This is a genomic window from Hymenobacter aranciens, assembly GCF_030580865.1.
Taxonomy (GTDB): domain Bacteria; phylum Bacteroidota; class Bacteroidia; order Cytophagales; family Hymenobacteraceae; genus Hymenobacter; species Hymenobacter aranciens.
On sequence record NZ_JAUQSY010000003.1, the window covers coordinates 397,031 to 420,266 of the forward strand.

The 23,236-nt window shown below is 54.3% G+C and carries 24 protein-coding genes and 1 pseudogene; 17 read left to right on the top strand and 8 right to left on the bottom strand.

Annotated features, from left to right (window positions below):
• The first annotated feature begins 27 nt into the window (after positions 1-27).
• From Q5H93_RS06225 to Q5H93_RS06285, 13 genes are all read left to right on the top strand, one after another.
• Positions 28-2,514 carry a hypothetical protein gene (locus tag Q5H93_RS06225; protein WP_305005637.1) on the top strand — a complete coding sequence of 829 codons (2,487 nt, stop codon included), beginning with the start codon at positions 28-30 and terminating at the stop codon, positions 2,512-2,514.
• The gene (locus Q5H93_RS06230; protein WP_305005638.1) at positions 2,514-3,143 is read left to right on the top strand and encodes an XkdF-like putative serine protease domain-containing protein; all 630 of its coding nucleotides are present in this window, start codon (positions 2,514-2,516) and stop codon (positions 3,141-3,143) included. The genes Q5H93_RS06225 and Q5H93_RS06230 overlap by 1 nt, the downstream gene beginning before the upstream one ends.
• Positions 3,144-3,188: 45 nt before the next feature.
• Positions 3,189-3,656, top strand: a complete 468-nt coding sequence (locus tag Q5H93_RS06235) for a hypothetical protein (protein ID WP_305005639.1) — start codon at positions 3,189-3,191, stop codon at positions 3,654-3,656.
• 61 nt (positions 3,657-3,717) lie between these two features.
• Positions 3,718-4,593: a hypothetical protein gene (locus Q5H93_RS06240; protein ID WP_305005640.1), complete on the top strand. Its 876-nt coding sequence runs from the start codon at positions 3,718-3,720 to the stop codon at positions 4,591-4,593.
• 40 nt (positions 4,594-4,633) lie between these two features.
• Positions 4,634-5,185, top strand: a complete 552-nt coding sequence (locus Q5H93_RS06245) for a hypothetical protein (protein WP_305005641.1) — start codon at positions 4,634-4,636, stop codon at positions 5,183-5,185.
• 99 nt (positions 5,186-5,284) lie between these two features.
• Positions 5,285-5,569 (top strand): hypothetical protein, encoded by a 285-nt coding sequence (locus tag Q5H93_RS06250; RefSeq protein ID WP_305005642.1) that lies wholly within the window; start codon positions 5,285-5,287, stop codon positions 5,567-5,569.
• Between the two features lie 18 nt (positions 5,570-5,587).
• A complete protein-coding gene (locus tag Q5H93_RS06255) occupies positions 5,588-6,544 on the top strand; it encodes a hypothetical protein (protein WP_305005643.1) in 957 nt (318 codons plus the stop codon).
• Between the two features lie 19 nt (positions 6,545-6,563).
• On the top strand, positions 6,564-7,883 hold the full coding sequence (locus Q5H93_RS06260) for a phage portal protein (RefSeq protein ID WP_305005644.1): 1,320 nt from the start codon (positions 6,564-6,566) through the stop codon (positions 7,881-7,883).
• A gap of 59 nt (positions 7,884-7,942) precedes the next feature.
• Positions 7,943-8,431 carry a hypothetical protein gene (locus Q5H93_RS06265; RefSeq protein ID WP_305005645.1) on the top strand — a complete coding sequence of 163 codons (489 nt, stop codon included), beginning with the start codon at positions 7,943-7,945 and terminating at the stop codon, positions 8,429-8,431.
• Between the two features lie 22 nt (positions 8,432-8,453).
• Complete coding sequence (locus Q5H93_RS06270) at positions 8,454-8,657, top strand: hypothetical protein (RefSeq protein WP_305005646.1); 204 nt, start codon at positions 8,454-8,456, stop codon at positions 8,655-8,657.
• The gene (locus Q5H93_RS06275) at positions 8,644-10,074 is read left to right on the top strand and encodes a hypothetical protein (protein ID WP_305005647.1); all 1,431 of its coding nucleotides are present in this window, start codon (positions 8,644-8,646) and stop codon (positions 10,072-10,074) included. The genes Q5H93_RS06270 and Q5H93_RS06275 overlap by 14 nt, the downstream gene beginning before the upstream one ends.
• Positions 10,075-10,106: 32 nt before the next feature.
• Positions 10,107-11,471: a hypothetical protein gene (locus Q5H93_RS06280; RefSeq protein WP_305005648.1), complete on the top strand. Its 1,365-nt coding sequence runs from the start codon at positions 10,107-10,109 to the stop codon at positions 11,469-11,471.
• 26 nt (positions 11,472-11,497) lie between these two features.
• On the top strand, positions 11,498-11,785 hold the full coding sequence (locus Q5H93_RS06285; RefSeq protein WP_305005649.1) for a hypothetical protein: 288 nt from the start codon (positions 11,498-11,500) through the stop codon (positions 11,783-11,785).
• A 138-nt stretch (positions 11,786-11,923) separates the two neighbouring features.
• Here Q5H93_RS06285 and Q5H93_RS06290 read toward each other — a convergent pair whose 3' ends face one another.
• Positions 11,924-12,349 carry a hypothetical protein gene (locus tag Q5H93_RS06290; protein WP_305005650.1) on the bottom strand — a complete coding sequence of 142 codons (426 nt, stop codon included), beginning with the start codon at positions 12,347-12,349 and terminating at the stop codon, positions 11,924-11,926.
• A 141-nt stretch (positions 12,350-12,490) separates the two neighbouring features.
• On the opposite strand from Q5H93_RS06290, the gene Q5H93_RS06295 reads away from it, so the two are divergent.
• The gene (locus tag Q5H93_RS06295) at positions 12,491-12,736 is read left to right on the top strand and encodes a hypothetical protein (RefSeq protein WP_305005651.1); all 246 of its coding nucleotides are present in this window, start codon (positions 12,491-12,493) and stop codon (positions 12,734-12,736) included.
• Between the two features lie 52 nt (positions 12,737-12,788).
• Here the strand turns inward: Q5H93_RS06295 and Q5H93_RS06300 are convergent, their stop codons facing one another.
• The 3 genes from Q5H93_RS06300 to Q5H93_RS06310 form a co-directional block, all read right to left on the bottom strand.
• A complete protein-coding gene (locus tag Q5H93_RS06300; protein ID WP_305005652.1) occupies positions 12,789-13,169 on the bottom strand; it encodes a hypothetical protein in 381 nt (126 codons plus the stop codon).
• A 51-nt stretch (positions 13,170-13,220) separates the two neighbouring features.
• Positions 13,221-13,667, bottom strand: a complete 447-nt coding sequence (locus Q5H93_RS06305) for a hypothetical protein (protein ID WP_305005653.1) — start codon at positions 13,665-13,667, stop codon at positions 13,221-13,223.
• 394 nt (positions 13,668-14,061) lie between these two features.
• Positions 14,062-15,408: a tyrosine-type recombinase/integrase gene (locus tag Q5H93_RS06310; protein WP_305005654.1), complete on the bottom strand. Its 1,347-nt coding sequence runs from the start codon at positions 15,406-15,408 to the stop codon at positions 14,062-14,064.
• A gap of 143 nt (positions 15,409-15,551) precedes the next feature.
• On the opposite strand from Q5H93_RS06310, the pseudogene Q5H93_RS06315 reads away from it, so the two are divergent.
• Both Q5H93_RS06315 and Q5H93_RS06320 read left to right on the top strand, forming a co-directional pair.
• Positions 15,552-15,654, top strand: a pseudogene (locus tag Q5H93_RS06315).
• Between the two features lie 703 nt (positions 15,655-16,357).
• Positions 16,358-17,344, top strand: coding sequence for an STING domain-containing protein (locus Q5H93_RS06320; RefSeq protein ID WP_305005655.1), 987 nt, complete (start codon positions 16,358-16,360; stop codon positions 17,342-17,344).
• A 59-nt stretch (positions 17,345-17,403) separates the two neighbouring features.
• On the opposite strand, the gene Q5H93_RS06325 is transcribed toward Q5H93_RS06320, so the two are convergent.
• From Q5H93_RS06325 to Q5H93_RS06335, 3 genes are all read right to left on the bottom strand, one after another.
• Positions 17,404-18,477, bottom strand: coding sequence for a nucleotidyltransferase-like protein (locus Q5H93_RS06325; protein ID WP_305005656.1), 1,074 nt, complete (start codon positions 18,475-18,477; stop codon positions 17,404-17,406).
• 277 nt (positions 18,478-18,754) lie between these two features.
• Positions 18,755-19,756: a hypothetical protein gene (locus tag Q5H93_RS06330; protein ID WP_305005657.1), complete on the bottom strand. Its 1,002-nt coding sequence runs from the start codon at positions 19,754-19,756 to the stop codon at positions 18,755-18,757.
• Positions 19,725-21,194: a hypothetical protein gene (locus Q5H93_RS06335; RefSeq protein WP_305005658.1), complete on the bottom strand. Its 1,470-nt coding sequence runs from the start codon at positions 21,192-21,194 to the stop codon at positions 19,725-19,727. Before Q5H93_RS06335 ends, Q5H93_RS06330 begins: the two co-directional genes overlap by 32 nt.
• A 67-nt stretch (positions 21,195-21,261) precedes the next feature.
• Between Q5H93_RS06335 and Q5H93_RS06340 the strand changes: the two genes are divergently transcribed.
• Entirely contained in the window at positions 21,262-22,095 is an 834-nt protein-coding gene (locus Q5H93_RS06340; protein WP_305005659.1) for an IS982 family transposase, read from the top strand.
• Between the two features lie 48 nt (positions 22,096-22,143).
• Here Q5H93_RS06340 and Q5H93_RS06345 read toward each other — a convergent pair whose 3' ends face one another.
• On the bottom strand, positions 22,144-23,190 hold the full coding sequence (locus tag Q5H93_RS06345; RefSeq protein ID WP_305005660.1) for an LLM class flavin-dependent oxidoreductase: 1,047 nt from the start codon (positions 23,188-23,190) through the stop codon (positions 22,144-22,146).
• Positions 23,191-23,236 lie beyond the last annotated feature (46 nt).

Consider the following 23,236-nt stretch of genomic DNA (forward strand, 5'->3'; position numbering starts at 1 on the left):
ACATAGAAAAATGCGCACCCAATACGCGTGGCTAACACCAAACAGTTTTCCCTCACCATTAATGGTATAGAGGGTGCTATAACAAACGTCAATGACCTGGAGCACGGCATTGAGCGCCTGGAGAATGCCTGGAAATCAACTGATGATGCTTTCCAGCGCGCCCAGATTGCCCAAGAGCTTGTAAAGGCCAAGACGAAGATGGAGGAGCTCGAACAGAGCGTCGAGTTCCTCACCTCGGAGAAGAAGCTAGAAACCATCGGCAAGCTGGGTGAATCGCTCAGCGGTGCCTTTGGCATTGCCACCGTCGCCGCTGGCGCGTTTGGCGAGTCGCTGGGCTTCACGAAGGAAGAGGCGGAAAAGTACAGCAAGGTCGCCGACCAGGTAACGGCCGGGCTGATGTCCTACCGTGCGCTGATGGAGGGGCTGACAGGTGAGAACCTGAAGAACCTTCAGTCGATGCTGGGTATGAAGCAGGCGCTGCTTGGCAACGCTGCCGCCCAGGATGCCACCGCTGTGGCCACTGGTCGGGCCACGCTGGCCTCGAAGCTCTTCGGCACCACTACCCGCGCCGCCATCACAGCCACCGGCATCGGTGCGCTGCTGGTGCTGCTGGGGCTTGTCATCGCCAACTGGGACCGCATCACCGCCGCCGTCGAGAAGAACCGGGACACTATCGTTTCGGCGCTCAAATACATCGCCCCGCCCATTTACCTTGTCATCAAGGCGCTGGACGAAATCAAGGGCCGCTTCGGTGGCCTGGGTCAGTTCTTTTCTGGCATCGTTAGCGGCATATCCGAGGGCTTCGTTGGACTAGGCAGCGTGCTCAAGCAGTTCTTCCGGGGCAACTTCTCCGGTGCTGCTGCTGAGGCAAAGCAGCTCGGCGCGACCATCAGCAAGGGCTTCAATGACGGCGTAAAGGAGAAGCAGAAGGAGTACGACCAGGAAGCCAACGACGCAGCCAAACGGGCGCAGATGGACCTGCGCGATACCCGCATCAAGGTGCTGGAATCCGAGGGCAAGGATGCCTACGCCCTCAAACGTCGGCAGCTTCAGGACGAGCTGAGCCTCGTTAATGGTGACGGTGAAGACCAGAAAAAGGAGCGCAAGCGTCTGAACGATGACCTGCTTGTCCTGGACGCGCAGCACCACAAAAAGGTGACTGATGAGGCTGTAAAAGCTGCCGAGAAAGCCAAGAAGGAGCGGGAGAAGCGCGAGGCGGAAGAGCTGAAAGCCCACCAAAAGCACCTCGTTGAGATGCTGGGCGGCGAAGATGCGAAGCCGATGGAGGCAGTGACGCCGAAGGTTGACGCTACGCAGGCTGAGAAAGAACTGAAAGCACTCGGTGAAATCAAGGTTTCGCCGGTGGTGATGCCCCGCGTCGATACCGAACGTGCCAAAGACGAGCTTGATACTTTCTTCGGCAAGGCCAACGCTTACGCTACGGCCGCGCTGGAGGAGGGGGATAGCCGAGGATTGCTGTTCAATATCCTGTTCGGTCCCGAAGGCAGCGACATCGAAGCGGAGTACGGCCAAGCGCTGAATGACATCGTGGGGCTGAGCGAACAGATTTTCGCCAACCTGCAAGCCCGACGCATCGAAGCGCTCGAAAGTGAGGCCAGCTACATCGATGAAGTTCTCGATGAGGCAAATGCTAAGCTAGACACGCTCAACGAGCAATTCGCCGACTCCGAAGCGAAGACCCAAGAGCTGGAGCAGAAGTTTCTTACTGCGAAGGGTACCGAGCGCGACCTAATTCTCAAGCAGCTGGAAGACGAACGCAAGAAGCGGGCGTTGGTGGCGGCTGAACGGAAGAAGGAGGACGAGCGCGTTAAGCGGGCCGAGGCTGACAAGCTGCGGGTGCAGCAGCAAATCACCGCCGAGCAGGAGAAGCAGAACAAAGTGCGCCAGGTTGCCAACGCGCTGCTGGCGGTGCAGTCAGCAATCGAGAAGACGATTATGGCCATCAAGAGCATTCAAGCTATCGCGGCGGCGGGTGAGGGCGGCAAGTTCGGCTTCGACAACGTCGCCTACATCATCGCCGCTACCGCTGCCATCGCTGCCGCTGCCATTTCGGTCAGCAGCATCAAGTTTGCGGACGGTGGGTATGTGCCCGGCCCCAGCCACGAGCAGGGCGGCATTCAGCTCTGGCACCGGAACGGCGCCCACCTCGGCGAGATGGAGGGTGGCGAGCACATCACCAACAAGCGTGCAACGACCCGCAACGCCTCGGTGCTGGACCAGATTAACCGCGATGGTGACCGCTACAGCTACGTCGTCACGCGCAAGTACGCCGATGGCGGTACGCTGCCGGACTTCGGTAGGCTGAATCAGCAGGTGTCGGCGGCAGCCCAACCCGCTCAGCCTGACCCGGCGCTAATGCAGGTTATGGCGCTGGTTGCGAAGCAGCAAAGCCAGCTGGACATAATTGCCAGCCAACCCGTCAATGTCAGCGTGGAGGAATATGAGGCGACCAAAGGCCGCGTCACCAAATACCAAGAAGAGGCTCTGAAATAATGCAGAAAGACCTGCCCATTTACAACTACGTGATGCTTGATGACAAAACCGGCATCGACGTTATCTCTTTCGTGTCCGAGGCCGCGATGGAGGAAACCTTTGTTGCGCTATCGGCTGAAACGCCCATCGTACAGCTGGCAAAGGACAAGACGCGGTACGAACTGACCGCGCCCGTCATCGTGCCCGAGCGGCTCATTCGCCGGAACAACATCAAGGGCGGTCCAGGCTACGCGAAGTTCTCGGCCGCAGAGACTGACCGCGTCCGGTCACAGTTTATGCGGACGGGCCGGATTGACTTAGCCAACACCGAGCACGACGATGCCCGCCCTGTGGACGCGCAGCTAGTGGAACTGTGGGCCATTGAAGACCCGCAGCGTGATAAGTCGGCCGCACTTGGTTTCAAGAACCTGCCAAAGGGTACGCTTATGGCCACTTATCGCGTGAATGACCCGCAGTATTGGGCCGACTATGTGGAGACCAGCAAGGTAACCGGCTTCTCCCTGCAAGGCAACTTCGGCGTTGTGCCCGTCACCCTAGCTGCGGAAGTACCCGACCCGCTGGATGTGCTCATCAAAGCCATCATAGATGAGCTGCTGCCGACAGAAAAAAGCGGCAAAAAGAGCCTGTAAACTGCCCATATATAAGGCACAGGAACAAAAAAGCCCTTTACCTAAATGGCCTTGAAAGAAAAGATGCTGGCGTTTGCCGACCAAATCCGGGTGATGTTCAGTGCTGAGGAAACAGAATCGGCACTGGAAGCCACTGTAGCGGAGGAATCGGCTGAAACAGCTACTGAACTGGCCGATGAGCCAGAAGCCGAGGCTGCACCCGCAGCCGATAAGCCCGACGAAGCCAATAGCGAAACGAAGGCCGTCGAGGAAGTGAGTGCCCGCGTGGATGAACTGGCTGCCCAAGTGCAGTCGCTGACCGAGGCGCTTGCCGCGATGCAGACCGAACGCGACCAGGCCCAAGGTGAGCGCGACAGCGCCCAGGCCACCGCTACGGCCCTCCGCGTTGAGCTGTCGAAAGTGCAGGCCGAGCCTGCCGACAGCAAAGTCAACTTGTCGGCTGACAAGCCTGCTGCAAAAACGCTGGCGCAGCAACGTGCCGCTGCCGCCATAGCCAGCAAAAACAGCCGCTAACACCTGCGGGGAATACCCGCCCTAAGCCCGCAATGGCTCAAAACAACGCCCCCAATACGCGTTGCAGTACACTCCAAGCACCTATAGCGGAACGCGCTATACCGAAGTTCTTTCTGAACTCATCCACGCCAACGATACGATTGGCAAAAACTTCGTGCGTGTCATCGACGGCATCAAGTACAAGACCTCTATCCCCTCGATTAGCGGTGGCATTACGCTACAGCCCTACGCAGAGGTGATGCCGCAAGGTGTGTCGGTTAACGACACTATCAAGCTCAGCGACGCCGTCCTGATGCCGGAAAAGTTTACCGCTTACACCACGTTCACGATGAACGCGCTGCGGGAAACCTACTTCTCGGAGTCGATGGCCAAAGGTGCCGCGCAGATGGATTCTGACCCTTTTCTGAATCTGGTAATCACGCAGTCGCAAGGCAAAGTTGGTGAAGAGGTCGAGAAAAAGATTTGGGAGGGATTCAGCACCGTGCTGACTGCCGCTACCGACGTGAAGAAGACCACTGGTCCCGTGCTTACCGCCGCCAATCTCAAGGCCGAGTTCATTAAGCTCTACGGCGACATCGACAAGAACGTCATTCGCTCTAAAGAGGCAGTCATTTACGCTGACCTTGAAATCTATCAGCTGTTGCAGCTTGCTAACGTGAACGAGCAGTTCCGTGACACCTTCACTGTGGACCAAGAGGGTACCGCTCGCTTCCTGAATACCGTCATCAACTTCGTGCCGATGCCTGTCGCCGGTACCGTGATGGCTGGTCGTCGCAGCGACTTCATCGTCGGCACTGACCTTACGGACGACTTCAAGGGTATCGAAGTAGGCAAGGTGTACAACAACTCTGACCTGCTCTTCCTGAAGGCGGTGATGACGCTGGCAACCGGTGTAGCTGCTACGAAGCAGAAGGTGCTGCGCAAGGTAGCCCCCTAACCACATAACCTAGCGGGCGCTGGTACATAAACCAGCGCCCGTGATGGCTACCAAAAGAAGCACAGATGTAAGAATGTCTTACCTAAACACGGTCATTGGCGGCACTGCTAATGAAGATTATAGCGTTTCGGGCATACAGCGTATTGCTCTCGCCCCGCGCAGCAGCATCGCTACCATTACCAAAAGCACCAGCGGCGGTAGTATCACGGACCTCACGATGGTTGATACAGCCAAGTTTTACGAGGTGACGTTCATTCCTGATACAGCAAAGCTTGGTGACGTATACACCGTTCAGGGCACTAACCGGTATATGGCCCAATCCCTGTCCTTTACCATTTTCGGTAACGATGACGCGACCATTGCGGCAGGCAAGAAGATTCACCTTGGCCGTTTCTACTCGGCGCTTTTCCAGCGTGCGGATGGCAAATGGTATCTGCTCGGCGATTCTATGGGCCTGAACTGCTCGGTAGGTACGGCCAACGACGATGGCGACGACTCGAATCGGCCGTTTACTCTCTCCGGCAAGAACCTTGGGCACGCTCTTCCTGTGACTGACCCCACAGTAGTTGACCTTATCGAAACAGGCAGCTAAAGCCCAACTAGCTATTGAAGAGGGCCGACTCATTTTGGGTCGGCCTTCTTTTTTTGCCTTGCCCCACGAAGTATATAAGGCAACAAACGCCCACGCCACGTGCTGACTCTTAGCCCCGATACACCTAATAAATTCCTGCTATTCGCCAACCTGTTGCCGGGTAGCGTGGACGAGTTGCAGTTCGGATTTGAATACTACGACCACCACGAACCAACTTCTGTTGCAGCAACCGTAGTCGAGCAATTCGGCGGGGTTCTATGTGTGGAGATGGACGCGCTTGCTGCCCCACAATCCGGTCAAGCCGTGCTAGTGGTAAAGCGCGGTGCCGATGTATTGTACCGCGACGAAATACGCTTCTCCGCACCCAGCGACGATGCCCAATAATACTGCCCACGATGTTACTTGAGCACTCTTGACCTCACAATTAACCACAGTGTTCGTGATGCTGACGCTTACGTTATCTCAGGTGGCCGTTACGTGTTGCTTGCGCAATCAGCGGCTGTTACCCGCGTATCAACCGTAGCCGCGAGTAATGGCCTAGCAAAAGCTGTCCCGAACGGGCCAGTTGATGATATTTTTATCGGCGACCTGAACTACGGCCAGCTCGTCGGTACGCCGCTCCAGACGGTTAAGCTGACTGGCGCTAGGTGGAGCGTGTTTGACACGCCAAATGAACTCGGATTCAAGGCGAAGCGCGTCGATGATAAAGCTGGTGCGCTCTATGAGGTAGAGTTGTCGGTACAAATCAGTGGCCTCACGGCCCAGCGCACCGACCAGCTTTATCGCCTCTCGGAAAACAGCCTCACAGCCATCCTTGCCGATAATAATGGCCGTTACTGGCTGCTCGGGTATCCGCAACCGCTCCGCGTAAAGACGCACCAGCTCGGCACCAACGATAACGGCTACGACCTGACACTGACTGGTCGCCAGACTGTGCCGCCGCTTGAGGTGAGCCAGGACGTGGTAAACGCCGCGCTCACCTATCCATTCACGGAAGGCGATACGTTCGCTGGTGGGCCGCAGGTCAACTACAACCCGCCTACCGGCGGCGGCTCATCTGGCCCCAACTACGGCCCGCTGACGGTGGTAACGCCCCTCGACGGGCACTTGGTCGGCCCTGACGAACACGTGCTCATTCTGTCGCCGGGCTACTTCCTGTTCCTGAATGAAACGCCTACCGCTGGCGAGTTCCACATCATCAAGGCGAAGCCAGGAGCGGAAGAAAACCCCATTACGCTGGACGGAGGCCCATACCACATCGACGGGCAAACCGAGTTCCGCATCAACAGCGGTAAAGGTTCCGTGACGCTGATTTTCAGCGGTAGCGAGTGGGTAGTGACGGCATTTGCCGACGAATAAAAGTTGCCTCTATGAACGAATGGCTAACCAACGTAACCGGAAGCGTCTTGAAACGCCGTCGGTCACCAAGAACACGCCGCACATTGCCCGTGTCGAACTGGCATCGGTAAAACTGCCCACCGTTTCCACCAGCCGCGTACAAAGCCAGTCGCAGCAGTGGGTGAAATACGGCGAGAAGAATGACTTCCCGCAGTACCTGATTGACGCGGAGGGCAAATGCGCTCCCCACGCTGCCTTCCTTGGCCTGCGCCGCAACCTGATTGCTGGTGAAGGCCTGGCTTTCTCCGACAATATCCAAGCTGCGCTTGAAGCCATTAACGACGAGGGCACAGCTGATGACCTGCTGGAAGATGTGGCCGGCGACCTGTCCGTGTTCGAGACATTCGCTTGCCAGGTGGTATACACCAGGAATAAAAGCGCCATCGTGAACGTGTACCACGTTCCCAGCGCTAACGTCCGCCCACACAAACAGCTTGATGACCGCGGTAACCCAATCGGGTACTGGGTTTCGGCCGACTGGAGCAACACCACTAATTGCCAGCCCAAGTTTTACGAGCGCTTCGACCCCCTCAACATCGGCACCCACGTCAAGCAGGTAGATGCTAGCCAAGCAGCTCCAGCCGGTTCGCAGCTTTACTTCTACCACAAGCGTGCGCTCGACCAGCCTTACCTGCCCCAGGTATCGTACCGGGCCGCTTTGACATACGTTGAGCTGGCGCGGGAGATGGGTGTTTTCTCGCTCTCCTCCATCGTCAACGGCTTCTCGTCGCCGGGTATAATGAATGTGGCCTCAACGATGGACGATGAGGCGAAGCGTGACCTCGTTTACAAGTTTAACCAGACAATGACTGGCGCTGAAAACGCCTCGAAGGTGTTGCTCACGGTCAGCGACATTGACACAATAACGTGGACGGGCACCGGCACGGAAGACATCACGCCCCGCATCGAAGCCTACAACCGCATCATCGTGGAGCAGGTCAGCTCGGCCCACCGTGGCAACCCGATGCTGGCCGGTATTCAGTCGGAAGGCGCTTCGCTCGGCGGCGATGCCAACACCTACGCCACCTCGCTCGACGTGTACCACAATACCGTCATCAACCCGTTGCAACGGCCGTTCCTTCGGTTCCTCAACCGTGTGCTCACCTTCAACGGTGCGACAGAGTTTGAACTGGACATTGCCCGGCTGGGCCTCGTGAACGCCGCGATGTCGGACGATATGAAGTTCAAGCTGCTTAAGCCTGAAGTCATTGCAAGTGAATTTGGCTACAAGCCCGAAGACCTTGTAGCAGCACCTATCGTCGCGGAAGCAATACCCGCACCCGCTGCGCCAGTAGTCTAGCACACTGCCACTTGTTGCCTGCTCACACGGCATACATAAGAAAATCCCGCCTGCTTCGTGTGGAACTAATCGACACCAAATACCTCAGCACATATACTAGCGTCAACGCCCAAATGGATGCTAAGAATGCTAACGCTGCAATCCAGCAGGCGGGACAGTTTGAAGTTGAGCCGCTAATCGGCACCGAACGAAAGGCCACACTGGAAAGCTACCTGAAAACAGGTGATGAAATGCCTACGGCGTGGGCGCGACTGCTTGCGCTGGTGAAGCCTTACCACGCGCTGGCCGCACATTACGCACTGCTGCTCGACCAATTGGTCGAGGTGGCGGCAAAAGGCAATTTGCAGCCCGATGGTACCGCGCCGATTGAGGTCATCAAGCTCCGCCGCGAGGACATCCAAAGCAAGTTGGCGATGCAGCGCGACCGCATTCTAACCCACCTCGCCGCCAACCCTGACGAGTTCGGCGCACCGGATTGCCAGACCGCGCCCACGCAGCACAGTCCGCTGATTCTCGTGTTCACACCGCCCATCTACTTCGGCGGCTAATCAAAAGTGCTACCCCACTTTAATGAAATCGAATATGCTAAAGGCCTGGCGCTCGACCATCCTGGCCCTGCTAGCGTTTGGTGCCGTCTGCCTTGGTGTACACTCAGGGAAGCTGAGCGAAACCGCGTTGCTCGGCATCGTGCCGATACTGGCGCCGCTGGTATTCGGCGACGTGCTCAACGAGCGCGATAAAGAGGACGAGGAGGGACAAGATGAACCAAACTAAGCGGCTCCCGCAGTTCCCACCGTTCAGCCAGACCGACCACCCATACAAGGAGGGGGAGGGATTTCACTACACTTTCCCTAACGGCGATACGAGGCTTTTTCTGGTTTGGAATGCTGTAACCAACGGCCCGAATCCGCTGCCGTTTGGCGTCAAGCATCAGCCCAACTACGTGATGCTGGCTGACCCGCTGACGCCCTGGGTAACCAATTTCGTGGAGGAGGATAACATCTACTCCGTTGGCGAAGCGTTTTACTACACCTTCCCCGAAACTGGTGAAACGTCGCTCTTTATGGTGAGGGTGGCGCAAACGGGGCAGTACAACGCGCTGCCGACGGGCTTGCCTGATGACCCATATTACTTGTGCCTTTCCAGCTCTGCGAGCGGCCCCGAAGTGGTGCAGGCATCCGGTCAGTCAACCGCTGCCGTGATGAGCCAGAAGGCGACAACCGACGCCATCAACGGGGTGCAGGCATACGCTACGAGCACTCAGACGCAGCTGGCGAACCTGCCTGCGCCGACGTTGTACTCGGCAACGGGGCAGAACACGAACGGCGCGATGACGCAGAAGGCGACAACCGACGCGCTCGACTTGAAAGCCGACCGGGTCAACGGACGGGTGCCGTTTACTCAACTACCAGCTGGCTTGAACTTCCCGTTCCACATTGAGGGCACGTTAAACTGCGCTACTGGCTACCTCTATAGCTACTATAACAGCAGCCTGAATGACGTGCCCGTTACGTCATCGATGAACGCCGACGCTTCTATGCGCGGGATGGTTTTCGTCGTCACGGTCGCTGGTAGCAACCCCATCGCAAGCGCTGCTGTAGGCGACGTGCTCGTGCACGACGGTACGCGCGGTTGGTCTAAATGGGCGGTGGCAGCTAACGGCCCGGCCGTCGTACAGGCCACGGGTACCTCGGCCACGTCGGTGATGAGCCAGAATGCCATCACGCAGGCCATACAAGCCGTTAACCCGATGCCCGCGCCGCTGACGGGCTACAGCATCGCTACTACGCAATCGGCACTACAGACCACCGATACGCTCGTGGCGGCGCTCGGAAAGCTGGAAAAGAAAGCCAACGACGCAGTACAGAGCACTGTCGCGTACACGCAACGTGCCGCGCCAGATACTGCGTCAAACAAGATTCGCTTTGACAAAAACGCCCATTACGCACGCACTACCAGTGCCATCACGGCGGCGCACTACGACCTGACTGGCGGCGTGGCTGGTGTAACCGTGCGGGTGCAGTATTACGGCACAACTGCGCCGGTCATTCCCTACGGCTCGTTCATCATCAGCGGCGCATTCATCAGCGGGCGGGAAAACGTCATCTACATCACCTATATCCCAGCGCTACTCAATACCAACAATGCGGCCACCAACCCCGGTTTGGAGTTCACAATCTCGCAGTATTAACAATGGCATTCAACGCAACGACAGCTCGGCCGATGAATAAGCTGCTACGGGTGTATTTCAGTGACGGCGCTACCACAACAGCTCCCCTCAGCGGTAACCTTGGCGTTAGCACCGTCGCCCCAACGCAGGCCCGCAGTTTTCGCAACGTGTACAGCGACGGGGAGGAAGTGTGGGGCTGGGCGGGCAACACTGGAAAAGTAGTAGCGGCAGGCACTGGCCGGTACGTGGATATGTACGCTGCTGGCGTACCAGCACACATCACAACCCTCACGAGCCTAGGCACAGGCATCGTCAGCATCAACTCGCCGGAATACGGTGTGCTTGACTTCACTGGAATGACAAGTCTGACGGGGATGACGCTCTACTACGTGCCGCTGAAGAAGGTAATCGGCAACTTCAATAACACGGCGCCCTTCCTGCGCTTCAGCGGGTACGCTGGTACGCTGGACCTGTCTGAGTGCCTGGGGCTGTCGGCCATCTATATGCCGAGCAACAGCGCCACCGACATCATATGGCCGCCTGTAGTAGGGAACAGCATCACGTTCATCTCACTTTCTGGGCAGGCGTTGGTTAACAAAGACGTGGCCGTTCCGGCATACCCTGCTGTCAATAACGTGGACCTCAGCTCCTATAACCAGCGGGCGCTAGTCAATCAGATTAACGTTAGCAACGTGCCCACGGTCACCACGCTACAACTCAACGGTGCTGGCGTCAAATCGCTAGTGTATGCGTCGGGATGGGTGAGCGTGGTCAAGTCGCTGAACCTTGGCTACTGTCGCTTCTCGTACAGCACTTACAGCGGCGATTTCTACGGAAACGGAGTAGATACCGGGCTGCTGCCGCTACTGACAAATGCACTCAACCTAACGGCGCTTGACCTCACGTACAACGGCTTCTCCGGCACCGAGCTTAGTGCTGTCATCAACACCATCCACGCCAACCGTGCCAGCCGCATCGTTGGTGCAAAGACGCTGAAGCTGGAGATACAGGACATCGGTTATGCGTACCCGGCTACAGGTCAAGTGTCTGGCATACGTTTCTCTAACGATGCCATCGTAGATGTCGCCACTCGCAGCAAGATTGCTGACCTAACGACCACAGGCTGGACAGTGACCTACAACCGGCCGGTGATGACGGCTAGCTACGTGCCCGCGCTCGGCCCCACGTCGCTGCGCCTGACGTTCTACGGCGACAAGAACATTGACATCTGGGCGGCCAACGACACCGTCAGCATCACGAGCAGCCAGTACACGGCGATGCTGCCCAACGGCAACTACCAGATTGCGCAGACTTCCCCAGGTGGCAAGGTGTGGGACATCGTGGCCCTGCCCGGCAACACGCCGCTGAATGTCGCCAGCAACACGACCAACTTCAAGTGCATCGCCGATAAGGTGTAGCTCTAAAAACACGCCTACCACGATTCTTGGCTACCAACAAAGAAAACAACTCGTCAACCAGCCCCTACTTCAAGCTCATCGCGGCCGTTATCACGGCCTTAATGACGATGCTTACGCTGGACATCCGCGACATCAAGACAGACATCAAAAACGTGCTGGTGAAGCAGGAGCAGGTAGAAACGCGCCTCACGGCTGTAGAGGCCCACGCTGAGCGCAACACCTATCGACTCGACCAGCACGACGAGAAATTTCAGGAGCAGGCTAACCGGGTGAGGAAGTTCTACGAGACATACGAACTCAAGCGGCGACGCTAACGGGTAGGAGAGGGGGAGGGCGGCATTACCTGCTTACACCTGGTACGGTCCCTCTCTATGCCTCTTATGTGGTTACAAAACCCACCCACCAGAGGGCCCTTCTATACGCCTCTTATGTGGTTACAAAATGCGTGGCTGTTACTCATCAACAGCCGTTGCTTTCAGCTTGTGGTACTCCGCCTCAGAAATGTCACGCAGGCTTTCTTTGAGTAGGCTCCAGTCAGTGCCTTTCGCCTCCTTGTGAAACAGCACCAAGGCGTGGTGTGGCTCGGAAGTAGTGACCGCCACCTCGCGTGTGTTGCTCTTCTGCTTCTTGTGCTGCAACGTGGCCGCGAAGTAGGCAATTCGGGTTTTAGCCTCGCACAGTTCAGCTGAGCGGGTAGTGTCCCAGATGGCTGCAGAATCGTCGATGCCATCGTAGAACGCCTTGGCCTTGTCGTAGTGCGTGAACCGCTTCTCTCGTTCCCGCCGACCCCACAGCTTCGTGTTCAGGTAATACTTGACGGTGAACTCGCCCTCGTTGTAGTCAGGTGCGCCTTGCCCACCGTAATAATCAGTTGCCATATTGAAGCTGTTGATAGACCGAAGATAAGCGCAAGAAACGACCCGAAAAAACTTTCTGAATTTTTAGAAAAAAAGTGCTAAAACGCCGCAGCCGGGAATTCGGTACCTGCTATCTTCGGTCATACCAAACGACAAGAAGCAATGAGCATCCCAGCACTGACCAACCCCCACCTGCTAAAGTACGTCGATACGCTCGAAAGCCGCTTTCCGACAGCTGAATACTACAAAGAAGAGGCACCAGACAGCGGCCGGGGTGAGGGTGAGAAAATCCTAATTTCGGTGTGTGAAGACGGTGGCATCCTTGAGGAAGAAGAGTTTCTTTACAACAGCCACGACGACTTAGAAACCGACTTAGCAAACCTAGACAGTTACTTACACTTCTCTTAAAAGAGAAAGCCCCTGCATCGAGCAGGGGCTTTTTTATTGCATCGGCTATGCGCTACACCTTGGCTGCCTCCCACACCTCATCAATGAGTTTAAACGCGGCCAACGGCTCGTCGCTATAGATGGCCAGCGCCACCATACCGCCGTACACCTCGGCGCAGAAGATGTCCACTAGGCGGTTGTTCACGAGCAGCGGCAGCAGGCAGAACGGCCCTGCGATGCGTCGAGCTGGGTTTCTCGGGTCGAAGAACCGCACGTCAGCCCTTTCCAAGCGCGAAAGCGTTTTGAGTGCCTTGGCATCGGCAATTAGGGAAAGCTCAGCGTGTAGTGAGTGGCCTTTGACGCTGAAGCTACGGCCAACTTTCGGCGTGGTGGGTATGTCGCCAGCCTTGGCGGTAGCAACGAAAGAATCGAAGAAGTCGGTTTTAACTATCATAAAAGTCAAAAAGTGAGCCCCGCCGTTTCTGACGGGGCTCTTTTTGGTTACTTACTCAGCTGCTTCCGTAGCTTCTGCTTCTGGTTTTGCTTCCGTTTCAGTAGCATCATCAGCCAAGGCAAGCTTTGCTTTCAGTGCTTCGAAAGCTTTCAAGTCCTTCTGCCGTTGCTTGGTGTTAGCGTCTGCAACGAGCTTCTTCAAGAAGGGCTCCATATTCTCAGCCAAGCAATCGAGCGCAGCAGATAAGATGGTTTGGTTGCTAACGTTCAGGTTTCGCGTGGTTTTGATGTTTTCCTTGAAAGCATTCAGCCGCTCTAAGTCAGCTTTGTCGATGGCCGTTTGCGAGTAATTCCGTTCGCGTTTGGCCTTCTCAGTAGTGGCCTCTTCAGTGGTTTCTTCGGTGGTGGTTTCGGCAGCAGCGTCAACTACTTGCTCGGTGGTGGTGTCGTTGGCAACTTCCGTTGCTTCAACCTGGGCGGCGGCGATTTTCTTAGCCATCGTGATTGGGGGTTAAAACGCTAATCCTTCGTGGATTACGTTGTAAAGATGCGCCATCAATTCCGCTCGTACACCGTTCTCCCTCAGCTTTTTCTGTGCGAAATTTCGTCCTTTTCACCACTTCCGAGAATGCCACATTTTAGGGCTTCTCTTGCCGCCAACTTGCTCACTCACCCTAGCCATTTGCTGCGTTCCCTCGCTGTTTTTACAGAAAAAAAAATTGCCCCCAAAGAGCATTTTTTTTCAGAAGCAGTGAATGCTCAACTAGCCAGCCCAGCTCGAAAAAGAGCTTAAAAAAGCTCCACCACCAAGCCCGGACTATTCAGCAAGCGATTAGGCTTACAGAGAGGTTCGGGCTCGGTGGTGGAGCCAAAAGGGCTAGAAAAAGACTGTTCTAGCTCCCGAATGCCTTGCCCATTTCGCTTGCTGCATTGCGAGTTGCGTCGGCATATTCAAGGAGTTGCTCTAGGTTGGCGTGGCCGACCCAACCGCGAAGCACCGCAACGCTGACGCCCGATTCCAAGGACACGTTGATGAACGTCCGCCGGGCAGTGTGAGAAGTGACCAACTCCCACTTCTGCACCACCTCCGACCGTCGTTCAGCACCTGACCAACGCACCCGCTCGACTGGCTCACGCATCGACGGCAACAGTTGCAGCAGCGTCTTCAGGTGCTCGTTGTACTTCTGGATGGACACCTTGCGAATCCGCCGGTGATACTTCGTCAGAATCGCCGCCGAAATCGGGTTGAGCGGGATGGTGACTTCCTCGCCCGTCTTCTGGGTTTCGATGTGGATTTCGTTGTTGCGGACGTGGGACGGGCCCAGGCGGGTGAGGTCCGAGTAGCGCAGGCCGGTCGAACAGCCCAGCACGAACAGGTCGCGGACGTAGCCAACGCCTGGCTTGTTATCGACATCCATCGCCCAAAGCGCGTGCAACTCCTGTTTCGACAGTGCTATCACCGTGCGGGCTGTTACCTTCTTCTTGTCCGACAGGATGAAGCGCTTGTACTTGGTGTGCGGCATCAGGTCGTCGTCGGCGAGTTGGTTGAGCACTCGTTTCAGGCTCTTGATGGCCTTGCAAACCGAAGCGTTGAGGTAGTTCTTCTGCCCAATCAGAAACGCCTGAAAGCGCGTGAGCAATGCCTTGTCGAAGTCCTCCAGCATCAACGTGCGGCGCTCGTGCTTCTGAAACTCTTCGATGTTGACGTACAGCCCGTAGAAGGTCTTCATCGTGTTGTAAGCGAACACGCCGCCGGTGGGTGGGATTTTCGCCGTGCGGTCTTCCTTGCGGAGCTTCTTGGAGCGGGCACGTATCTGCGCGTAGGTGTAGCCGCCGTTTTTGCTCTGGATGAACTTGTCCAGGTAGTACAGGAACGATAGCGCGATAATCGGTTCCGGTTCAGCCTCCGCTGGTGCCGCTGTTTCCTCCGCCACCTGCTGACTTTTGCTGACCTTATAGGCCTCACGTACTGCCGCCACGGTGGGGTCGATTCCCTGTTTCGTAAGCCCGGCGGCGATGGTTTGCAGCTCAGACGAGACGCGGGCGATGGCGGCGTTGATGTCAGCGGCTTCTTTGCAGTTGGCGCCGGCTTGGCCAGTATCTGCGTTCCAGAGGTTCGGTTCTATAGAGCATCCGGTTGTCACCCCAAACCACTCGCGGCGGTGGCTGTACTTCACCCCGACGGGCTGCGTGGTTTTCTTAGCGTTGACGACGCGGACGTATGCACTGGTTGTTGCCATATCAGTCAGTTGATTAGGGAGTTAAATGAATTACTCCGCAGTATGGCTGGTGATACTTTCCCGTGAAATAGCCCCGACAAATTGTCTCTTTTTCAGCTACTTTTGAGGGCGGTACAGACTATTTGGGTCTGTACCGTCAGGGCTTATTTTAGCTCAAACGCTATTTCAAAAATAGCTGGTAATTAGGTAAATAGGAAGCTAGAAGGCGTTCTGCCAACAGGGGTTCGATTCCCCTACGGACTACCAACTATGGCCTTCCTGATATCAGGAAGGCCATTTTGGTTTTCCGGGGGACCCTGGAGGGGACCCTCGGGTCCGATTTAAGGTTCGGAAGGGTGTTTGAAGTAGTCCTTCTTGATAGGACGTTGACAGCTCCGTGATATCACGGACGAGTCGTGGGAGCCAGCTACTGTGCCTCCATTGACCTTAGCCAAGTAGGCAGGAGATTGGTGAGAATCGGCGATAAGTCCACTGAGGGTAATCCATCCTTTGAAAGTTAGCCAGCCTAAACGGAGTAGCTTTTGCTGAACAATGTCGCGTTTTCGCGCTGTAATGAGGCGTGCTATCCCATAAGCCGTTGCGAGTCGGCCTAGTGGTTCGTTAGTAGCCTAAGCTGTTTACGTGGAGTTGCTTGTCTTGATAGTCTTGAAGGTGACTCCAGCACCAATGACGCGGGGCCATTTTTATATAAGCACTGGAAGCGAGTGCGTAGGCAATAAAGACCCCGTAGCTCCGAACGCCCAAAACGACCTCCCTGCTTATGCGAAATTGCGCTATTAGCTTTGCTTTGGGTACTGGCATTCGCTCATATATCATTGCCTAATTTGCTTTCTAGCTTTTCATCTCAATCTCACACAAGTTGCGCGGCACTGGCAAAGAAATTTCTAAGGCAGCTAATTTTCTTTAATGGAAAAAGCTTATCATTGTGCTCTCACAAAATAAGTATAACATGGACCCAAGACTTTTCATTGGCTCATCTAAGGAAGGGATGAAATACGCAGACCATATTGAGTCAATGCTCATGGGAATTGCGCGATGTGTCAAATGGTACGATGACAACGTATTCAAGCCTAATCGGGGCACACTGGATACTTTGGTCAAGCAAGCTAAACTCTCTGATTTTGCGTTGCTGATAGCTACCAAAGACGACGTAACCACTAATGCCGAACGTGGTACTGAAAGGAATGTACCGAGAGACAACGTCATTTTTGAGTTCGGTCTGTTCTTAGGAGCCACCAGCATTGATAGGGCATTTCTATTTGCACAAAAAGGTGCCAATTTGCCGTCTGATTTCAATGGCGTATCTGTCCTGACATTCGATGATGCTGCAGCACCGGGTGCTCATGAACACATCGATAGCGTAGTAGGGCGTCTTATCGGTTCAATTCACGCCGCACAAAGCCAAAGTGAATTAGGTTTTGTGCCATCCACAGCGCTTGCTATGGGCTATTTCACAAACTTCATCAAGCCTGTTTGCGAGAAGCTTGGCAAGAATAAGCTTCTTTCCTATAACGGGGATAAAGTTGAGGTGAAAACTTATCAAATGACTGTAGTGCTTCCTGAAAACATTGATGATGACGGCGTTGGAGCATTCACAGATGCTTACAATCAGCAATATTCTTTAGAACGTGCAGAAACCGCAGTTCTAGATGTTGCTGGTGGTCGTGGGTACCCGTTTCATTTTAAGATAGACCCTCCACATGAAGGGCCAGGAATGTCTCTTGACGCGCACGTCTTCGACATTCCCACCACTCTCAACACAATACTAGAGGCCATAAAACTTTTTATGCCTTCAGGAACCGTTGGCGTAGACTTAGACAAAGAAAATCTCGAAAGACGAGAACTGAAGAATTTTGCCAATGTGCTGCGTTACTACATTGGTCGCAATACTTGGACTAAAGGTCACGTAACTATTTTGGAAGACGTCAGTTTGTAAGTCAAAAGAAAAGGCGAAGCATAAACTGCTTCGCCTTTTCTTTTGACTTACAAGCCAAATTACAATCTAGCTCCGGAAGCTAACAAATCAGTATAAACACTGGATAACTCAGCAAATACTAGTCTAAGCTGAGCTAATTTTGTAGGGTTGTCCCTGAAAATGTGTTCCCGACCATCGACTGACGTCAGTCTGTTTGAGTGTGACGAGTTAAAGCAGATGCTTTGTATTTGGTCGTGTAGGACAGGAACTAGTTGAAGAAACGTGCTCGTCCGGTAGTTTGCAGCAGGAATATCATAGCAGATTGCGTTGAAGTCAAAGCTGCTAAGAGTGATATCATGGCCCGACTTCGCTTTCATGTTCTTCAAAAAACGAATCATGCGTTTTATGCGGTCTACCGTTTGTATGCCTCGTTCGTTAATTCGGTCAATACTCAAAAACGGGTAATCTGCCGACCCTTTAGCGTTGGTGTCCTTGTTATAAACCTGAATACCTCTGTAACGCCCCTTGCTGTTTATCACAGAAGTGATATCGTCGTAGTAGTTGGCAATCACAACATCAACATCGCGTCCGATGCCCTGATTTCTGATTTTGATTGCTTTAGCATGCGTTTTATCGCACGTAACATATTTTCTGCCGAGAATCCCTTCAGAATCAAGACGTAATTGTCTTAACGTTTCGGTAGCGCTTCCGCTATACCTAGGCCCCTCTACCGTTTCTTTAAGTAGTTGAACCTGTCGAGGAAAATAAGACGATTGATAGTTGGTATTGTTCGCAACCAGAGACATGCCAGCGTGGTCATACGAAAAAAAGTCGTTCGATATGGTCAGAAGGTCAATATCACTATGTGCTCTAATGTGGGTGTTAGTCATCACAGAGCCCTGGTACTCAAAGTTTACGTTCGTCAATTCGTTCCTTAGATGAGTTTTTGCATTCTCACCCGCTTGGAAGCTTCTGTTGGTGTATTCTGCACCAACACCCTTCATCGCAAGGCGAATGTATTTCACCACATCGCTGTAGTTCAAGGTCGACAGCTCAATTTCAAAGTCTGTAGAGAATGCTTTCTGTAGACTTAAATGGTCTGGATTAATCCTCTCCTGAATACTCTCTGTGAGCATTCGATAATTTTCAGCCATAACTTGATTGTTTATGCACGGATAATATTGTCCGTTCGTAAATATAGTATGAAGCTTACTTAACTTCACAAGCTGCATTGTACCAATAAAAACGTTTTGCAGAAAAACCATCTCCCGACCCATTTCGGAGGCGGTTTTTCTTTCTTTGTGTCAATAAAAATACTTGTTTTTATTGACATGGATATTTTTTACTAGAACTTTGATAGGTAATCGACGTCAATACCTGTCTAGTGTGGGCTTTCGAGCGAAATTATAGGTTGTGGAACAGGCTCTAAGCTCAATCGACGAGTACATTATTAGCCAACAGGAGTTCGGCTAAATCATTGCTTTCTTCCTCAATCCACTCATTAGCAGCAATCAGACTGCTGATGAGTCGTTGCTGTGGCAATGTAAACAGACTATCTTCTGAGTCATCGCCTTGCAAATGCGTTTTCCAGTGGGCCTTGTCCCATTTGCTATTATGGTTAAGCGAACCAACTTTTTTCCGCTTTTCTTTGGTTACGGCTACGGGGGTTAGTAATTGCAAACGGTAGCCCCGCATTTCATACATTTTCCGTAGACGGGCATATATTAGTAAACCATGATGGTCCCAATCACAGGAGTAGTAGAAGGCTAAGTCAGGGTCAGGCGAGTGCTGCAACTTCGCGATATTGTTACCGCCTGCATACCATAAGGCCGTGCGTAAGGCTTCTGCTTTATCGGGTTGGCGTAAATAAGCATCGTTCTCGCAGAGCACAATACGACGACCGCGCGGGCAACCACTTATCATTAGGGCACGGTCAAGGATATTATCCAGCTGCGGATATTTTTCCAGACTGAGAATTCGCAAAACTACCCGGTCCAGCGCTTCGCTGTGTTTGAGCAGTTTAGAACTACCCAAAAAAGTGCTGCTGATGTACCCGCGTGAACGCTCTTCTTTAACTAGAATGTCACACTGCGTATAAATACGCTGTAAGCCCATAATTTCGGCCAAGGTAAAGCGCGCCTGCGCTTTATCAAGGTCATAGGCATCCAGAAACTGCTTTGCCTCCTGGTACAAGAGACCAATTTTCAGGTCATATTCCTGATTGAATCGCTGCTCATCGGCACGCCAGGTACGGTCGGCACTTGGTCGCTTACGGTCAAGTAATCCCTTGCTTACCAAATGTTGGCAATACGGGCTATCGTGAATCTTGATATAAGTTTCGCCGATGGTGCGCAACTGATGTAACGCCCGCAAATGCTGCCATGGCACTTCCTGGTAAAGCTTATAGAGTGGTAACTGGTCTATCAGGTTCATCGTTAAACAAAGTAGTTGGGAAATCTAGCTCTGCCACTAACGCCTTATCCACCATTATCGGCGGTGCATTCAACCTGGCGTTAGGGGCAGGATTTTCGAACAAAAAGTACTGTTTATGTTGCGGAGCAGCATCGTTCAGCAACGGCTCTACCGATAGAGAAATCAACTGGTACTTCTCCGTGCCTGTGCGGGCCAAGCGTAACAGAGTGGTGAGGTTGCTACCCAGACCGTGCGCTTCATCAATGGCCATAAAGCGAATGCCCGGCTGGTCGCGGCCGATGATAGACAGCCGCGCTATATTGAGTAGCGCCGCAAACATAAAAGTCTGGCCGGTACTTCCCTTATCAGGCTCACCATTGGGAAAGGCCATATAAAATCTCAATTCGAGGTAAGATTTAGGGTTGAGCAGTTCCAGTACAGTTGGCGCACTGCTTTGCTGGGTGTAGGCTTGAAATGCTCCACGCATCAGGTCATCCATTCCGGATAAACCACCTAAATTTTGGAATTCCTGCGTGTTGCCATCCTCACGGCTTCGCAACACTTTTCGAAAAAAGCGAAGCCATTCCAACGGGAATTTTTCGGAAAATTTCTTTTTCAGTACCGGCCGCAATCCACCCGTAATGGGTGTTTTACCCCGCTGGAAATACCGGCTGATTTTTCCAATCTCATTCTGGTAATCTTCTACCGCCTGCTCTACTTCCTCGAAGACTTCCCCCAGCAGTTTCATTTTACGCTCTGCTATCCGGGCGCTTTGCTCATTAATGGCCCGCAGTTGGTACTCTGCCTGGTCAAGTAGAGTATCAGAATCGGCGTGTACCAACGCTTCCAACGTATCCGAAAGTGCTGCTTCTATCAGTGGCCCTAGGTCAGTATCTGGTTGATAACGTAGAGCCGTAGCTTCCCCCACGTAGCTGGCAGCTAGTACTGCAAAGCGCTGTTGGTATGCGTCATGGCATTTGTTCCAATCCTCGGACGATGGTTTGTTTAACAGTTGTACCGTGTCCAATGCCTCAGGGTATGGTTCGCGCACAACTTTCTCGTATTCTTCCTCAGCTACATGGCACTCGTGTTGCGCCTGGTGCCAGATAGTAGATTTCTCTTGAGCAAGCTCTTGTGCTAATGGCAGGCTACTTTCTGCTTTATCCAACCACTGGGCTAAGATTTCCTCCGAAACCACACTCAGCGACTGGTCCCCGACCAGCGGTTTGTGCTGAAAATAAGCACTCAATGCCTCTTCGTCGGAAACTAGCCACAATTCCCTTCGCTGTATTTGGGCTTGCTGTTGCTGGCGGGCTAGGTTGAAGCGTTGTTCACGGCTTGGCAGGTCGTCGCGCAGCAAATCTGATACTTCCTGCTGCTTGGTTTCCAGCGTCGTTTTTTCCTTAATCAATCCCCGAACTACTTCTAAGTAACCCAAGTTGCGGAGTAGTTTGGTCATAAAAAAAGTCTGTTCGACGTGAACAGGCTAGGTTTGGGGTCTCTGACCTCCCCATCCCGCTCTGACCATGCGCGAACAGACCGTTGCAATGTACTGCTTTCTGGACGATTTGCTGACCCTGACCCGCCCCGTGCGGCCGCTGCCAGCCGACGCTCGTCGGCGTCTGAGCGACGCGCAGGTGCTGACCACGGCGCTGGTGGCCGCCCGCTTTTTCGGGGGCAACCTCACGCTGGGCCGTCACTACATGGAACAACACTGGGGCCAAAACCGCTTGGAAAAGAGTGGCTTCACCCGTCGCTTGCACGCGCTGACGGACACGCTGCTGGCCTTATTCGCCACGTGCGGCCAGGTGCTCAAAGAGCTGCACACCGACGCCCGCTACGTCATCGACTCGTTTCCCGTGGCCGTCTGCCAAAACATCCGCATTCCGCGCTGCAAACTCTTGACGGGCAACGCTTATCGTGGGCGCTCGGCCAGCAAACGACAGTGGTTCTATGGCTTCAAGGTTCAGGTTATCACCACCAGCGATGGCGTGCCGGTCGAGTTTTATGTGCATGCCGGCAGCGAAGCCGACATCACCGGCTTGCGGGCTATGCCTGCGGACTTACCCGCTGGCAGCGTCCTGTATGCCGATGCCGCCTACACCGACTACGCCCTGGAAGACGTGTTCGCCGAAGCCACCGGCGGACACCAGTACACCGCCCGTCGAAAAAATAGCAAACGCCCGCACTCGCCCGCACAAGCCTTTTTGCTCCAGCATTTTCGCAAAGGTGTCGAAACCGCGTTCAGTCAGCTCACCGCCCGCTTCCCTAAGCATATTCATGCCGTCACCGCCGCTGGATTTGTCCTCAAGCTCGCCCTGTTCATCTTTGTCCACACCCTCGACCAAGCCGGATGCTAGTCCGCAACTTGGGTTAATTAGCTTGCTAGGCGCTACTCGCCTTTTGCCTTACCTGTTTTCGTTAAGCTCCGCCATGATTTCCCCAAACAGCCGGGTGGATTTGAGCCGGTCTTCCAGAGCATACATGCTGGAAGCGGTAATGAGCTCATCGGCCTGCGGTTCGTCCAGAAAGGCTTGCAACTGCTGCTTCACGGTTTGCTTGCTGCCGACAAACGAGTACTTGAGCATTTGGTAGACGGCCGGGTGCTGCCACATGTCTTGCAGGTCTTCGGTCATGGCAGTCGGCGGCTGCATGGGCTCTCTGGTTCTTCCGGTTAGTATGCCGACAAACATCCAGATGACGCTCGTGAACTGTCGTTGGGCTTCTTCGTCGGTATCAGCCACGTAAGCGTTGATGGCGACGATGGTATACGGGTGGCTCAACGTCGCCGAAGGCTGAAACTCTTCGCGGTAGATGCGCAGCGCCTGGTGTAAGTACGTGGAGGCAAAATGGCTGGCAAATGCATAGGGCAGTCCCATCTTGGCCGCCAGGTGGGCGCTGTCGGTGCTGGAACCCAGGATGTACAAGGGCACCTCGACGCCCTCAGCAATCGGGGCCCGCACGGCGGCCTGCTTGTTGGCCGGCGAGAAGTACGTCTGAATTTTGCTGATTTCCTGCGGGAAGGCCTGGGCCGCCTGCCTAAAATCCGACCGGATGGCTTGCGCGGTCGGCGAATCGGTACCCGCCGCCCGGCCCACCCCCAGGTCGATGCGGCCCGGGTAGAGTTGTGCCAGCGTGCCAAACTGCTCGGCCACAATCAACGGCGAGTGATTGGGCAGCATGATGCCGCCGGAGCCCACCCGGATGGTGGTCGTATTTTCCGCTACGTACCCGATGAGCAAAGAGGGCGAGTTGCTGCCGATATTATCGGAGTTGTGATGTTCGGCCAGCCAGTAGCGGGTGTAGTGGGCTGCTTCAGCGGCCTGCGCCAGCGCCAACGACTTGTTCAGGGTCTGCTTCACCGTGTCGCCTTGCGAGACGATGGCCAGGTCTAAGATAGAATAGGCGACCGGTGGCTTTTCCGGGCGATTGGACTCGTTGATGGGCGTAGGCATAATTTCTTTCGGTAAGTGGCCGCTCGTAACTGTAGGCCAAGGGATT

Excerpts from the sequence above, each read along its gene's own strand:
- Q5H93_RS06330 (WP_305005657.1), bottom strand. The coding sequence starts at position 19,756 with ATGAACCTGATAGACCAGTTACCACTCTATAAGCTTTACCAGGAAGTG.
- Q5H93_RS06270 (WP_305005646.1), top strand. The coding sequence starts at position 8,454 with ATGAAATCGAATATGCTAAAGGCCTGGCGCTCGACCATCCTGGCCCTG.
- Q5H93_RS06235 (WP_305005639.1), top strand. The coding sequence starts at position 3,189 with ATGGCCTTGAAAGAAAAGATGCTGGCGTTTGCCGACCAAATCCGGGTG.
- Q5H93_RS06295 (WP_305005651.1), top strand. The coding sequence starts at position 12,491 with ATGAGCATCCCAGCACTGACCAACCCCCACCTGCTAAAGTACGTCGAT.
- Q5H93_RS06280 (WP_305005648.1), top strand. The coding sequence starts at position 10,107 with ATGAATAAGCTGCTACGGGTGTATTTCAGTGACGGCGCTACCACAACA.
- Q5H93_RS06290 (WP_305005650.1), bottom strand. The coding sequence starts at position 12,349 with ATGGCAACTGATTATTACGGTGGGCAAGGCGCACCTGACTACAACGAG.
- Q5H93_RS06335 (WP_305005658.1), bottom strand. The coding sequence starts at position 21,194 with ATGACCAAACTACTCCGCAACTTGGGTTACTTAGAAGTAGTTCGGGGA.
- Q5H93_RS06300 (WP_305005652.1), bottom strand. The coding sequence starts at position 13,169 with ATGATAGTTAAAACCGACTTCTTCGATTCTTTCGTTGCTACCGCCAAG.
- Q5H93_RS06325 (WP_305005656.1), bottom strand. The coding sequence starts at position 18,477 with ATGGCTGAAAATTATCGAATGCTCACAGAGAGTATTCAGGAGAGGATT.
- Q5H93_RS06345 (WP_305005660.1), bottom strand. The coding sequence starts at position 23,190 with ATGCCTACGCCCATCAACGAGTCCAATCGCCCGGAAAAGCCACCGGTC.
- Q5H93_RS06320 (WP_305005655.1), top strand. The coding sequence starts at position 16,358 with ATGGACCCAAGACTTTTCATTGGCTCATCTAAGGAAGGGATGAAATAC.
- Q5H93_RS06275 (WP_305005647.1), top strand. The coding sequence starts at position 8,644 with ATGAACCAAACTAAGCGGCTCCCGCAGTTCCCACCGTTCAGCCAGACC.
- Q5H93_RS06260 (WP_305005644.1), top strand. The coding sequence starts at position 6,564 with ATGGCTAACCAACGTAACCGGAAGCGTCTTGAAACGCCGTCGGTCACC.
- Q5H93_RS06230 (WP_305005638.1), top strand. The coding sequence starts at position 2,514 with ATGCAGAAAGACCTGCCCATTTACAACTACGTGATGCTTGATGACAAA.
- Q5H93_RS06340 (WP_305005659.1), top strand. The coding sequence starts at position 21,262 with ATGCGCGAACAGACCGTTGCAATGTACTGCTTTCTGGACGATTTGCTG.
- Q5H93_RS06310 (WP_305005654.1), bottom strand. The coding sequence starts at position 15,408 with ATGGCAACAACCAGTGCATACGTCCGCGTCGTCAACGCTAAGAAAACC.
- Q5H93_RS06305 (WP_305005653.1), bottom strand. The coding sequence starts at position 13,667 with ATGGCTAAGAAAATCGCCGCCGCCCAGGTTGAAGCAACGGAAGTTGCC.